The 13887-nt window shown below is 45.4% G+C and carries 10 protein-coding genes; 2 read left to right on the top strand and 8 right to left on the bottom strand.

Annotation, left to right across the window (positions count from 1 at the left end; translation table 11 throughout):
- Positions 1–32: 32 nt before the first annotated feature.
- The 6 genes from nspC to LG272_RS05460 all read right to left on the bottom strand — a co-directional run bounded on the left by nspC (position 33) and on the right by LG272_RS05460 (position 8765).
- Positions 33–1169, bottom strand: coding sequence for a carboxynorspermidine decarboxylase (gene nspC / locus LG272_RS05435; protein WP_404409926.1), 1137 nt, complete (start codon positions 1167–1169; stop codon positions 33–35).
- A gap of 4 nt (positions 1170–1173) precedes the next feature.
- Positions 1174–2373 (bottom strand): saccharopine dehydrogenase family protein, encoded by a 1200-nt coding sequence (locus LG272_RS05440; RefSeq protein WP_126758367.1) that lies wholly within the window; start codon positions 2371–2373, stop codon positions 1174–1176.
- Between the two features lie 95 nt (positions 2374–2468).
- Positions 2469–4328, bottom strand: coding sequence for a GNAT family N-acetyltransferase (locus LG272_RS05445; protein WP_404409927.1), 1860 nt, complete (start codon positions 4326–4328; stop codon positions 2469–2471).
- Positions 4329–4388: 60 nt separating this feature from the next.
- Positions 4389–5807 carry a sodium-dependent transporter gene (locus LG272_RS05450; protein WP_404409928.1) on the bottom strand — a complete coding sequence of 473 codons (1419 nt, stop codon included), beginning with the start codon at positions 5805–5807 and terminating at the stop codon, positions 4389–4391.
- Positions 5808–5937: 130 nt separating this feature from the next.
- Positions 5938–7311, bottom strand: coding sequence for an aldehyde dehydrogenase family protein (locus LG272_RS05455; RefSeq protein ID WP_404409929.1), 1374 nt, complete (start codon positions 7309–7311; stop codon positions 5938–5940).
- Positions 7308–8765 carry an NAD-dependent succinate-semialdehyde dehydrogenase gene (locus tag LG272_RS05460; RefSeq protein WP_404409930.1) on the bottom strand — a complete coding sequence of 486 codons (1458 nt, stop codon included), beginning with the start codon at positions 8763–8765 and terminating at the stop codon, positions 7308–7310. The genes LG272_RS05455 and LG272_RS05460 overlap by 4 nt, the downstream gene beginning before the upstream one ends.
- A 259-nt stretch (positions 8766–9024) precedes the next feature.
- Between LG272_RS05460 and LG272_RS05465 the strand changes: the two genes are divergently transcribed.
- Positions 9025–10851: a DEAD/DEAH box helicase gene (locus tag LG272_RS05465; protein ID WP_404409931.1), complete on the top strand. Its 1827-nt coding sequence runs from the start codon at positions 9025–9027 to the stop codon at positions 10849–10851.
- A 3-nt stretch (positions 10852–10854) separates the two neighbouring features.
- On the opposite strand, the gene LG272_RS05470 is transcribed toward LG272_RS05465, so the two are convergent.
- Both LG272_RS05470 and LG272_RS05475 read right to left on the bottom strand, forming a co-directional pair.
- Entirely contained in the window at positions 10855–11388 is a 534-nt protein-coding gene (locus LG272_RS05470; protein ID WP_126758372.1) for a lipocalin family protein, read from the bottom strand.
- A gap of 34 nt (positions 11389–11422) precedes the next feature.
- A complete protein-coding gene (locus tag LG272_RS05475) occupies positions 11423–13024 on the bottom strand; it encodes a cryptochrome/photolyase family protein (RefSeq protein WP_404409932.1) in 1602 nt (533 codons plus the stop codon).
- 121 nt (positions 13025–13145) lie between these two features.
- Between LG272_RS05475 and LG272_RS05480 the strand changes: the two genes are divergently transcribed.
- Entirely contained in the window at positions 13146–13886 is a 741-nt protein-coding gene (locus LG272_RS05480) for a glycosyltransferase (RefSeq protein ID WP_404409933.1), read from the top strand.
- Position 13887 lies beyond the last annotated feature (1 nt).

The following is a 13887-nucleotide window of genomic DNA, read 5'->3' on the forward strand; positions in this document are numbered from 1 at the left end:
AAGCGTAAGCAAACATCGATGAAAACAAGTAATTATGAGAGCCTTCCGCGGAAGTCTTCGTAAGTAAATTTTCGAATCAAATCGAATTTACCGTCGCGGCGCAAAATGCCAATGCTAGGATGTTCAACGCCATTAAAGAATGATGTTTTTACCATTGTGTAGTGCATCATATCTTCAAAAATAAGACGATCGCCTGGCTGCAGCGGTTCCTCAAAGCTATACAGACCAATCACATCACCAGCTAAGCATGAGTTACCACCTAGCTTATAAGTGTGTGGTAATACACCAGGTTCACGAGCACCGGTGATATTCGGTCGATAAGGCATCTCTAATACATCAGGCATGTGTGCTGTTGCAGATATATCTAACAAGGCAATTTGCCCATCATTTTCGATAATATCAACGACTTCAGCTACCAACGGACCTGTTTGCCATGCAACGGCTGAACCCGGTTCAAGAATAACCTGAATGCTGTAGGTTTCTTGAATGCGCTTTAATTGTTTAATCAGGTGTTCAACATCATAACCTTTACGGGTCATCAGATGACCACCGCCTAGGTTAAGCCACTTCATTTTATGCAGAAGATGCCCGAACTTTGACTCGACCGCCGCAAGGGTGCGCTCGAGAGCAAATGAGTCGCACTCGCATAGGTTATGAACGTGTAGTCCGTCGATACCCGTTAAATCTGCGCCTGCCAATTCTGAAGCGCGAATGCCAAGGCGTGAACCAGGAGCACTCGGATCGTACAACTCAGTTTCTGCTTCTTGATGTTCAGGATTGACGCGTAGTCCAGCTGAAACACCGGAAGCGAGAGTTCGTTCGCGATAGCGTTGCCATTGCGACAAACTGTTGAAAGAAATGTGATGAACTATTGGTAATAATTCATCAATATCACTTTGTTTGTACGCAGGAGCATAAGCATGAACTTCGCGACCAAATTCTTCGGCAGCTAAACGTGCTTCCCAAACTGAGCTAGCAGTGCACCCTTTCAAATACTGTTTTACTAAAGGAAAGGTACTCCACATCGAGAAACCTTTCAGTGCCAAAATGATGTCGGCACCGCTTTCTTGTTGAACGCGCTGCATTAATTGAAGATTGCGCTCAAGCGCCGCCTCGTCACAAACGTAACAAGGCGACGGAATTGCCGAGTCTAGAAATGGATTCGTCATGATATTAGCGCTTAAATGGCGATTCAGTTTCAACAACTTTCCATGGCAAGCCATATTTATTCAGGCGTTCCATGAACTCGTCTGGATCAAATTGTTCCATGTTCCAAACGCCTGGCTTCATCCAATGACCTTGCAGCATCATTGATGCAGCGATCATCGCAGGAACGCCAGTTGTATATGACACAGCCTGAGCGCCTACTTCAGCATTACAAACAGCGTGATCACAATTGTTGTAGATAAAGATAGTCTTCTCTTTGCCATCTTTGATACCGGTGACGTAGGTACCAATACAAGTCATACCGGTGTAACCTTCAGCCAAAGAACCCGGGTTAGGTAAAACGGCTTTAAGGAATTCCAACGGTACTATTTTTTGTCCTTGGAACTCAATTGGCTCAATTGAGGTCATGCCAACATTCTCTAACACGCGCAAATGCGTTAGGTATTGCTCGCCAAAGGTCATCCAGAATCGCGCACGTTTCAAGGTTGGAAAGTGTTTCACTAATGACTCTAACTCTTCATGGAAAAGTAGGTAAGAAGCGCGCACACCAACACCCGGATAGTCTAGGTCTTCGCGAACACTAATTGGATCGGTTTCGTGCCATTCACCGTTTTCCCAGAATTTACCGCGTTGGGTAATTTCGCGGATATTTATTTCTGGGTTAAAGTTGGTTGCAAAGGCCTGACCGTGGTCGCCTCCATTACAGTCAACGATATCTAAATAGTGAACTTCATCGAAATAATGTTTCGCTGCATATGCAGTGAACACGTTAGTCACACCCGGGTCAAATCCAGCTCCAAGTAAGGCCATAATGCCTTTCTCTTTAAACTTGTCTTGATAAGCCCACTGCCATGAGTATTCAAACTTGGCTTCGTCTTTCGGTTCATAGTTCGCGGTATCAAGATAATGTACGCCAGTTTCGAGACAAGCATCCATAATTGGTAAATCTTGATATGGTAAGGCAACGTTGATCACTAGACTTGGTTGTACTTTGCGAATAAGGTCAGCAACTTCGCTAGCTTGATCAGCATCAACTTGATAAACACCGACGACGCGATCCTTGCCCACTTCTTCTTGAAGCTTTTCGCATTTAGAAACGGTTCGGCTAGCTAGGTGAATTTCCGAAAAGTACTCCGGCAGCATCGCACATTTTTTTACAACGACGCCAGCAACGCCGCCCGCACCAATAATTAAAACTCGTGACATGTTAAAAATACCCTTCCGTTGTGGGTGAACACAAAGGCTAAAAGATAGCATAATTTTGCTAACTAAGCATGTTTAGGTAACTATTTTAACAGTGTTTAACGGGTGAGTTCGAGATATTCGCGTGCAATTTGGCGCAACTGATTTTGCATCGTTTGCTGACTACTGTATCCGTACTTTTGAGTGAGTCGGGCAAGGTCTTCAGCCACGTTCAATATCTGCCCTGGAAGGGTGACACCAGAGGCTTTTATTGGATATTTTTTATCACAAACGTTCCATGCGAACTGAGCTTCAGTAAATGGTAAATTTCCATATGCGAATCCCACCAATACTGCTCGTGCAATACGGTACATGGCTGTGTTAACACTCACATCAACATGATTACGCCAATCCAGCTCAGCATTACAATACTGGTGAAGTCTTTCAATAAGCTCGCGACTTTCATCATTAAGCCCGAGTGCGAGGATGGCGTTTGGGTAACCACTCGCCATATTGAGTTTTCGGCCCATGCGCACAATTTTATAAGGACTTTGACGCCAAAACTCTAATACGTCGGGGCTGGCACCAAAACTTGATCCTAACGCATCAACTTGTGCGTGTAATGATAGCTTCTTTAGCTCGTTTAGGAGTTCTAAACCAATACCCTGGCGACGAACTTTATCGTGAACTGCTACTCGGGTAACTCGCCACCACCGCCAGCTCAAAACCTCTAATTGTTGCAAGTAAAATGCTATTGCTTGTGGCAATATTTGACCATTCAAGCGGCGTTTTCCATCGACGATAGGTTGTTGTAATTCTTGCGGTAATTGACCCTCGAGGCTATACCAGATAACACCAATGATACTATCTTGGCGACGAGCTAAAACAAGTCTTTGTTGCTGGTCGTCGAGCAGTAAGCGTAAGTCGTTAGGGCTACTCTGATAGTGAGCTTCTAGAAGTAAAGTAATAACTTCTTGCAGGTCATACTCAGACAGTTCGCTTGCGCGCGTGTCTTGAAACGTTGTCGACGATTGCGTATCTGTAAAAATTGAATGGTCATTTTTCTGATGGTGAGCCTGCATTAATAACGCCTGATTCAACCACGGCTCCACTTCATCATTTACCGACCAACGCATTGGCTCTGTTAAGTCATGCAGCTTGCACGTACGCTGCTGCTGTAACCATTCAACAAAGCGAACTGCAAAACCTCGGCCGCAACCTTCATAACCATCTACGGTACTCGCTACTGCCCAAACGGTAAATCGTTGCACTAGTTGTTGTAATACATGCATTGGTATCGCTGCGGCTTCGTCAATGATAAGTCGTACGCTTTGTGGGGCATAATCACTCAATAATTTATCCCAAGGTACAAAGCGAACTGATTTTGCTGCATGTTCAAGTAGCGTTGTGGTTGCGGAGGGCCGAGGTCCGGTGACTACCAGCTCGCGGCCGCGATAATTTCGTATCCATGCTTGGCAAGCCAAGCCAAGAGTTGTGCTTTTCCCTCGCCCGCGGTCGGCCATGAGAATATGGCAGGTGCCGGGTAGATCAATCATGCTCTCAATAATTGTCTTTTGCGTTGAGTTCGGTAAGCTTATTTTTTTTGATTTCGGTAAGTTCGAGCCGGCTAATTCTTGCGTTAAGGCTTTTAAATCTGTATCCGGTTTTAGGATTTCAATTCGAGCAAAATTAACGCTGGAAGCGAGCAGACGCTTTTTAAAAGGCGTTACTGCTTCCGGCAGAAAGACAAACAAAATGCCACCTCCGTTCACGGTCCCCGCTAATGCAGCAAGGGCATCAGCGTGAATCACTTCTGTGAACTCAAGCACAACGAAATCGTTCGACGAACCTAAGTAATCGCGATACCGATGTACCGCAATGTCATTGCTTTCGTTATCAGATAAACACAACGCAGTAGGAAGTTGATTTATCACTGCATTTTTGTGAAATGCCTGCCAATCACGTGGACCATCAAACAAAAAGACTGCTCGAACGCGAGCAGTCTTTAGGTGATGAGCAATTCGCTGTAATCCCATAGTTTAAATGAGCGAGATTGCGAAGAATTTAGTTAGCACGGTGTTGATGAATACAACAGCAAGAATCAACGGAATAAATGTACCAATTGCAAAGCTTACGTACTTTTCCAGCCATGAGGTTGCATAAGCTTGATTCCCCTCGCTTAATTCTGCGGTTAGCTGACTGCGTTTCCAACGAAAACGTACAAACAAACAGATGAGCAAACCATTCAGCGGTAAAATTGTATCGTAGAAGACGTCATAGATGACATCAAAAACCGATTTATCAACACCGGCATAATGGGTGAAAGCTGTGAACCATGGAACCAAACCAAATGAGGTTGCCGCAATTAGCGTAAGTACGGTAATTGCAATACCCATAATCAATAGGGCTTTCTTACGTGAAATGTCACGCTTTTCCATTAATGATGACGTTGGTACTTCAATAATAGAAACCAGCGACGTAATTGCCGCAACAAACGCTAATAAAAAGAAAATGGTCGCAGCAACACTGGCAGCTAAGTATCCAACCGATTCTGATAGTGCTAGGAAAATATTTGGAAAGAATGAAAATATCATGCTTACCGAAGAATCGCTCAACGAATCAGGATTAGTATCTGGATAAATGGCGAAAATTGCTGGCAATGTCATTAGACCGGCAATAAATGCAACCGCTGTGTCAGTGACTGCAACCAGTTTACCTGATGTGACAATGTCATCACTACGGCGGAAGTAAGAACCGTATGTGATCAGAATACCCATACCGAGCGATAATGAGAAAAATGCCTGCGCCAATGCCCCGTTAATCACTGAACCATTAATTTGGCTAAAATCTGGCACCAGATAGAATTTCACTCCAGCCCATGCGTTATCTAATGTCAGGACGAAAATAACAAGCAAGATGAGCATCAGAAATAGCGTTGGCATGAGAATTTTAGATGCGCGCTCAATGCCCTTGCGAACACCACCAACCAAAATAAAGTTGATAATGATGGTAACGCCGACTAAATACCAAATGAAATCATAGTCGTTAACGAAGTTAGTAAAGAACCCCTCACTGGCCAGAGCATCAAGGTTGCCAAGCAACGATTGCACGAGATAGCCAAAAATCCATACCGTGATGACCATATAAAACACGGCGATCATAAACGGCGTTATGGTCGCCAAGAAGCCAGCTATACGCCAACGTTTTAAGCCCTGTCCAAGTTCTGAATACGCTTTATAAGGACTGTGCTGAGCTCGGCGGCCAAGTCCCATTTCTGCCAACATGACAGGTAGACAAATGAACGCTACAAATAATGCATAAATTAATAAAAATGCGCCGCCGCCATTTTTGGTTGCTGCAACGGGGAAGCCTACAAGATTACCAATGCCGACCGCAGAACCAGCTGCGGCAAGAATAAAACCGATTTTGGAGCTGAAATGCTCACGAGATGCGCTCATAGAGAGAACCCTTGCTATTCGTTATTATAATGGTTTGCAAACCGCACAATCCTAGCGCATGCGTTCATCGCCGGCAAGCAGACCAGACCAACCGCTAAAAATATGCGGTTTTAGTCTGGTCACGTGTCGATTACGAGAACCAACGTAGTAATTTTTGCTTGAATGACGTGTATGGCGGGTACCGAAAATTTGGGTCAATAGCAAATGGTCTCGTCATTACCGATTTCATATGGCTAAACGTATCAAAACCAAATTTACCGTGGTACCGGCCCATACCACTAGGTCCGACGCCACCAAACGGCAACTCTGGATTGAGCATAAACATCAAGGTGTCATTGTTACACTGGTTCCCCGCGTGAGTTTGTTCGGTGAGTTGTTGTAGTTGCCGTGCGGAATTACTAAAGCCGTAGAGAGCCAGAGGTTTATCTCGTTCTTGTATAAAGTTGATAGCTTCCGCCAGATTTTTAACTTTCAGAACCGGTAAAATAGGGCCAAAGATTTCTTCTTGCATGACCTTGCTGTCAGGGTCAACGTCAGATAGAACAGTCGGCTGAATGTAACGGTCGTCTCCGTCAAACTCGCCACCAAACACAATTTGGCCGTCATTGAGATAAGTTTTAAGGCGATCAAAATGCTGACGATTAACAATTCGACCATAATCAGCTGAGTGTTGCGGATCATCTCCAAAAAAAGCTTCGCAGGATTGTTTTAACGCAGCGATAAACTCGTCATGTTTTGCCTCATCCACCAAGACATAATCGGGAGCAATGCAGGTCTGGCCGGCATTTATCCATTTCCCCCAAGCAATTCGTCGTGCTGCAACGCTGATATTGGCATCGGCTAAAACCACAGCTGGGCTTTTTCCACCTAGCTCTAAAGTTACCGGGGTTAGATGTTCTGCAGCGGCATGCATAACAATCTTGCCCACGCGTCCACCACCTGTATACATAATGTGATCGAAACGATGTGTTAATAGCTCAGAGGCGACATCGGCGCCACCGGTGACAACATGAACAGCTTCTGGAGCCAGGTAATCAGGCAATAGGCGCTCAATAAGCTCTGCCGTTTTAGGTGATAACTCAGATGGCTTAACAACCACACAGTTACCTGCGGCAAGAGCAGCTACCAGAGGACTAAGGAGTAATTGTAGTGGATAGTTCCAAGCCCCAATAATAAGAACCACACCAAGAGGTTCTGGATGCAGATAACTTTTACCTGGCCACGCTAGCAGTGGCTGCCGTACGCGTTTTGGCTTCACCCACTGATTTAAATGATGCAGTGTATGCTTGATATCGCTTATAAGAAAACCTAGCTCGGTAAGCCAACCTTCAGCTGATGATTTCCCTAAATCTTCTTGTAACGCGTTTAGGAGTTCTTTTTCGTGCTCATCAAGCATCTGCTGCAATTTCTGGAGTTGCTCTTTGCGCCACGCAACTGAGCGGGTCAAACCGCTATTGTAGGTGGTCCTCAATCGCTGCAAGCGTTGTTCTAACTGTTGTTTCATGCAAAGCCGCCTAAGGTGATGTTCTTAGTTTCTTGGTATTCGGCCAAGCCATAACGAGAGCCCTCACGGCCAATACCGGATTCTTTCACGCCGCCAAAAGCATTGTACGCGTGAGAAATTGCGCCGGCATTAATCCCTAACATGCCACATTCAAGTTGTTCACTGACGCGTTGAATGCGAGTGTAATCTTGAGCGCAAAAATAACCGGCTAGACCAAAAGGTGTATCATTTGCGCGCGCGATGCCTTGCGCCTCATCGGTAAATTTTTGTACGGCAATAACCGGGCCAAATATTTCTTCTTGTGCAATACGCATTGCCGGCGTTATCTCAGTGATTAAAGTAGGGGCGTAGAATAACTCACCCAGTTCTGTTAGAACTTTGCCGCCGGTGACAAGTTTAGCGCCATGCTGCTGCGCATCTTTAAGCAATTCTTCAACTTTGTCTATTGCAGCAGAGTTAATCAGGGGACCATAGTCCACTTCTTCTGCATCGCCAGGAGCAACTTTGATTGTTGCCAATGAGCTCTGTAATTTTTCAATGAATGCTTCGTGCACGGTTTCTTGCACTAAAACACGATTGGCGCTAATGCAGGTTTGGCCTGCATTACGGAATTTGCATGCAATTAATTCGCGAACTGCCTCATCAATATCAGCATCGTCAAATACAATGAATGGTGCATTACCTCCTAACTCAAGTGAAACTTTTTTCATGGTTTGCGCACACTGTTCCATTAGTGCTTTACCGACTGCAGTTGAGCCGGTAAAGGTAAATTTCTTAACACGAGGATGTTGAGTGAATACTTCGCCAACTTCTTTTGACTGTGTTGTTGGCACAAAATTAATTACGCCATCCGGAATGCCTACTTCACTAGCAAGTTGCGCAAGGGCTAATGCTGAAAGCGGCGTTAGTTGTGGTGGCTTAACAACAATTGTGCAACCTGCAGCAAGGGCGGGAGCAACCTTTCGCGTAATCATCGCATTGGGGAAGTTCCACGGCGTGATGGCAGCACATACGCCAATCGGTTGCTTGATAATCCAACTGCGTTTGTCGTTTGCACTAACGGGCAAAATATCCCCGTAACAACGTTCAGCTTCACCAGCGAACCAATCCACGAAGCTGGCGCCATATTCTATCTCTCCGATGGCTTCGGCAATCGGTTTGCCTTGCTCAGCACTCATTAATTCACCAAGTGCTTGTTTATTATCGAGCATGCTTTGATACCAGCGGCGCAACAGGTCAGCTCGCTGTTTCGGGGTTTTTTCACGCCAATGCTTCAAGGCTTTATGAGCAGCCTCCACTGCGCGTTCAGCCATGGTTGCGTCGCCGTCAGCAACCTCAGCGAGAGTCTCTCCAGTGGCTGGGTTGGTCACTTCGAATCGTTTATCGGTTGGTATCCAATGACCATCAATGAAAGCATTGGTTTGAACGAGTGAACGCATGGTATGTGTTGACATGACTACTCCCAATTTTTGAATGTATAACTCAGTATTAGGCTTATACGTCAGAACTTCAATGCTAGTTTACCTTGTGTTTATTTAACAATTAGCGTATAGTTCGCCGCCTCAGGGTCATTACCGCTATTGATGGGAGCGGACTTACCCCTGAATATGCTGGGGTAAACAGCGCCTAAATTCCTGCCAGAGTGTTCATCGTGTTCTGTAGCTGGGCGTATATCCCCCTTATATATGCAATACAGAAACATGTGAGAAAAATATGTCTGAAGTAATGACTGGCCAATCGTTTGCCGATCTGGCCCTGCCTGCTGTTGTGCTTAAACAGCTAGAAAAAATGAATTTCACCCAACCGACGCCAATTCAGTTACAAGCAATTCCTGCCCTGATTGAAGGCAAGAACGTGCTTGGCGAAGCGCAAACCGGTACCGGTAAAACGGCTGCGTTTGGTTTGCCAGGTTTGTCTGCGATTGATACCAAAGAACGCGCGACACAGATGTTGGTGGTTGCACCGACTCGTGAGCTTGCGATTCAAGTTGCTGAAGCTGTAGCCGAATTCGGACAGCAAATGCGCGGTCTTGAAGTGGCTACCGTTTATGGTGGCGCAGCTTTTGGTCCACAAATTAAAGCGTTACGCGGCGGTGCTCATGTTGTTGTGGGAACGCCAGGTCGTTTACTCGATTTATTAAACAAAGGCGTTTTGAACTTAAGCGCTTTGCGTTTAGCGGTGCTTGATGAAGCCGATGAAATGCTCAACATGGGCTTCATTGACGATATCGAAACCATCATGGGCGCAGTGCCGAACACAGCACAGCGCGCGTTATTCTCGGCGACCATGCCTCCGGCAATTCGTAAATTAGCGAAGACTTTCCTTGTTACCGAAGCGGGTGAGCAACCGTTAAATATTCAAATTGCAGCCATTGAGAAAGCGAAGGCGACGATTCGTCAACGCGCGTGGTTAGTGCGTGGCTTGAGTAAAATGCAAGCGTTAACGCGTTTGCTCGAAACCTTAGAGTATCAGCGCGTATTGATTTTCGTACGTACGCGTTCAGACACCATGGATGTTACTGAGCAACTGCAAGCATCTGGTTTTAAAGCGTCTCCATTAAGTGGTGACTTGAACCAAGCACAGCGCGAGCAAACTGTGGCGCAATTGCGTAGCGGTCGTATCGAAATCTTAGTAGCAACGGATGTGGTAGCGCGTGGTCTTGACGTGCCAGAAATCACGCACGTTGTGAACTATGATTTACCAGGTGATAGCGAATCTTATGTTCACCGAATTGGTCGTACCGGCCGTGCCGGACGTAGTGGTGAAGCGATTTTGTTCTATCGCAACAAAGAAAAGCATTTGCTTCGCACCTATGAGCGCTTAACCAACGGAACTATTGAATACTTTGAAGTTCCGAATGCGAAAGAATTGAGTGCGCATCGCCAACAGAAACTGCAAGAGCAAATCGTAACGACGGTTGCTGGTGGTCAATTTAACCAATTGAACGAAATCATTGCCAAAATGCAAGCTGACACGGGTTTGTCGGCAGAGCAAATTGCTGCCGCTTTGTTAGCTCAGCAAAACTTGCAGCGTCCGTTGATTATTGCGGATGATCCGGCGCCACGTAAATTTGAAGAACGTACTGAACGTCGTGGCAAACGTGATGCTCGTGATAGCCGCGATAGTCGTGATGGTCGCGAAAAACGCAGCTCTCGAGATCGTCGTGATGCGAACGTTGAGTTTGACACTTATCGCATTCAAGTCGGTCGTGAGCACGGTGCTCGTCCACAAGATATCGTTGGTGCAATTGCCAACGAAGCTGATATGGATAGCCGTTTTATCGGTCAAATTCAGTTATTTGACGGCCATAGCTTGGTTGAGCTACCAAAAGGCATGCCGACAGCTGTTGTGCGCGTATTACAACGTGCGCGTGTACGTCAACAACAGATGGGCCTCGAGTTAGCTCCAGGTGAGCAAATTACTCGTCGTCCACGTCCACCTGCCGGCGAACGTCCACCGTTTAAAGGTGCGCAACGTCGTGGTGATAATAAAGGCGGACGCGGTAATCCAGGCGAACGTCGCGCGCGTCGCGCTCAGTAAGCGTTATTGATATCCGGCCTGATGGTTCACTCGAATCATCAGGCTGGTGTCATACCCCCAAGCCTCAGCTTTCTTCATTATTTCCTCAAGTTCGCTTTCTGGTACATTTGGTGTACGTGAGAGCACCCAAAAATAATCATGGCTATCGCTCGTAATGACCGCCAATGAGTATTCTCCAGCGTCATTTGTTTGCAATTCACTAATGTAGTAACCACCATAAAATGGCCAAAAGAATGTTACTTTATACATGGCCGTATCGACAGGCTTGGCAAGGCCAATTGCTGTTTCCCATTCACCAAGCTCGGTATTGTAGCCGCGGTTAGTGACTTCAATGGTACCGTCCTGATTGAGCCGATATTCAGCTGTAACACGTTCTAATCCTTCTTCAAAGCTATGTGGTAAGCGAACAATTTCGTGCCATGTGCCTAGGTATTTCGTCGCTTCAAACTTATCAATTACCGGAGCCACCGGTGTTGGATTGCTGCTACAACCGACGATATAAAAACTGGTGAGTAAGATAACTATAAATCTGCTCATATTTTTTCCTTTTTAGCGTTTCTATCAACTCCGTTTATAACGAATCAATTTGGTTTAAGTACAAGCGCGCTTGCTCCAATAGTTCTTGTTTATCTGTCTTATCTCGTTTATCCCATTGGCTTAAGATTAATCCCATTCTCGCATTCTTGCTAAGTTGCTCGTAATGAGAATCTATAAAATGCCAATACAGACTGTTGAAAGGGCATGAATTTGTGCCGACACGTTGATTGACGTCATAGTGACAATGCTGACAGTAATTCGACATTTTATTGATGTAAGAACCGCTCGATACATAGGGTTTGGTGGCAAGAACTCCACCATCAGCAAATTGACTCATGCCGCGTGTATTTGGTAACTCGACCCACTGCAAGGCGTCGATATAAATTCCTAAATACCAAGCGTCGACCTCGTCAGGGTTCACGTTCGCAAGCAGTGCAAAATTGCCAGTAATCATTAACCGTTGAATGTGGTGTGCATAGCTAAATTCAAGCGATTGCTGAATACTTTTTGCCATGCACAGCATGTGTGTTTTGCCGGTCCAGTAATAACTTGGCAAAGGGGCTTTGTTTTCAAAAAAGTTGGTGGTGGAATAGTAAGGCATGTGATGCCAGTAAATAGCCCGAATAAACTCTCGCCAACCAATGATCTGACGTACAAATCCCTCAATTTGTGCGATGTTTATTCGAGATGAATTGTTCTGCCAATAGGAAATTGCTTTCTCGACAACTTCGCGAGGACTGAGCATTTTGGTATTTAGTGAAAATGACAAACGCGCATGAAAAAGCGACCAATACTCCGTGTGCATAGCATCTTGATAGCGTCCAAAATTTTCTAGTAGGTTTTCCACGAAAAAGTCGAGTAGTTGCCTCGATTCGAGCCGTGACGTTGGCCAAATGAATCGCTGCGGTTCAATGTCACCGATGGTTTCAACGCCTGCTTTTTTCAGCATAGCGATAATGTCGCTTACGTTGTGGGAAAACAATAATGGTTTGGCAACATCTTGTTGATTGGGCAGTTTGTTACGATTGTCTTTATCAAAATTCCATTTACCACCTATTGGTTTATCGTTTTCCATGAGGTAGCCAGTTTGTTGGCGAACCCTGCGGTAGAACGATTCCATTAAGAAGTTTTCTTTACCTGGGAACCAGTCATTTAACACACTGCGTTGGGTTAAAAAGTGCTCACTGTCATACCATTGTACTTCAACCGACTGCTGCCCAGCCCAAGCTTGTAGGTACTCATCAACACGATACTCATCGGGTTGTTGGAGCTGAACTTGTCGTGTACGAGGAAGGCGCTGAAGCAGCGCGGATAAGTTTTTGGTAACACTCTGACGGTTGTTCGGATCATCTAGTGATAGGTAACAAACGTGATGTCCAGCCGCGCTTAATGCTTGCGCGAAATGACGCATCGCAGCGAAGAACCCAACAATTTTCTGAATGTGGTGTTTGGCGTAGTCGGTTTCTTCGCGTACTTCCATCAGTACGAATAGTCGATTGCGATCAATCGTTTTAAACCAGCTATGACCAGCATTCAATTGATCACCTAAAACAAGTGCTAAGGTGGTAATTGAATCATTTGGTAGGCGATTAAAACTGATATCACCAAAAGATAAGGACGACGAATGAGTGGCCATCTGTTAAATCTACGCTAAGTTATAGGGAATCAATGCTAAATACGTGTTTTAGCATAGCGAGATCACCGAAAATTTGGCATTATGCGTCTATTAAATTAGTTAACCCTCAGGCAGGAACATCATGCAGCCAGTTAATATTATTTGTATCAAGTGGGGCAACAAGTACGGCTCTGACTATGTCAATACACTGTACTCAATGGTGAGTCGCAATATTTCATTGCCATACCGTTTTGTATGCTTCACAGATGACGCAGAAGGAATTCGCGACGAGGTTGAAGTAAAGCCAATTCCAGAAATCGGATTTGAAGATTTTGACCAGCGTAAACCATGGACATTCGCCCACGGCTGGTTGAAATTGACCTGTTTCGCGAATCCACTTTACGATTTACAAGGGCCAACGTTGTTCTTGGATCTTGATATTGTCATTGTAGGAAGTTTGGATGATTTCTTTGAGCCAGAAGGCGAGTTTTTGGTGATTAAAGAATGGGATAAATCCGATGCTACCGGAAATACCTCGGTATTTCGTTTTAATATTGGTGCTCATGTTGATGCTCTAGAACATCTGAAAGCAGATCCAGTTGGCTCACGTAAAGATGTTCGCAATGAGCAGGAATTCATTACGCAGTTTGTTGCGCGTCAGGGAAAATTAAAATATTGGCCAGCGCAATGGTGTCGCAGTTTCAAACGTCATTGTCTACGTCCATTCCCATTGAGTTTCTTTCAACAGCCACGCATTCCTGAGGGCGCCAAGGTAATCATTTTCCATGGTCGCCCACATCCTGACGATGCGATAGCTGGACGCAGTGGTAAATGGTACCGCAAGGTACTTCCTACAACATGGATCAAAGAGTACTGGCGTTAAG

The sequence above is a fragment of the Pseudidiomarina marina genome (genome assembly GCF_044807045.1).
Classification (GTDB): domain Bacteria; phylum Pseudomonadota; class Gammaproteobacteria; order Enterobacterales; family Alteromonadaceae; genus Pseudidiomarina; species Pseudidiomarina marina.

Bases quoted from the DNA above. Each gene is read 5' to 3' on its own strand.
- LG272_RS05460 (WP_404409930.1), bottom strand. From the start codon at position 8,765: ATGTCAACACATACCATGCGTTCACTCGTTCAAACCAATGCTTTCATT.
- LG272_RS05470 (WP_126758372.1), bottom strand. From the start codon at position 11,388: ATGAGCAGATTTATAGTTATCTTACTCACCAGTTTTTATATCGTCGGT.
- LG272_RS05455 (WP_404409929.1), bottom strand. From the start codon at position 7,311: ATGAAACAACAGTTAGAACAACGCTTGCAGCGATTGAGGACCACCTAC.
- LG272_RS05450 (WP_404409928.1), bottom strand. From the start codon at position 5,807: ATGAGCGCATCTCGTGAGCATTTCAGCTCCAAAATCGGTTTTATTCTT.
- LG272_RS05480 (WP_404409933.1), top strand. From the start codon at position 13,146: ATGCAGCCAGTTAATATTATTTGTATCAAGTGGGGCAACAAGTACGGC.
- LG272_RS05440 (WP_126758367.1), bottom strand. From the start codon at position 2,373: ATGTCACGAGTTTTAATTATTGGTGCGGGCGGCGTTGCTGGCGTCGTT.
- LG272_RS05465 (WP_404409931.1), top strand. From the start codon at position 9,025: ATGTCTGAAGTAATGACTGGCCAATCGTTTGCCGATCTGGCCCTGCCT.
- nspC (WP_404409926.1), bottom strand. From the start codon at position 1,169: ATGACGAATCCATTTCTAGACTCGGCAATTCCGTCGCCTTGTTACGTT.
- LG272_RS05475 (WP_404409932.1), bottom strand. From the start codon at position 13,024: ATGGCCACTCATTCGTCGTCCTTATCTTTTGGTGATATCAGTTTTAAT.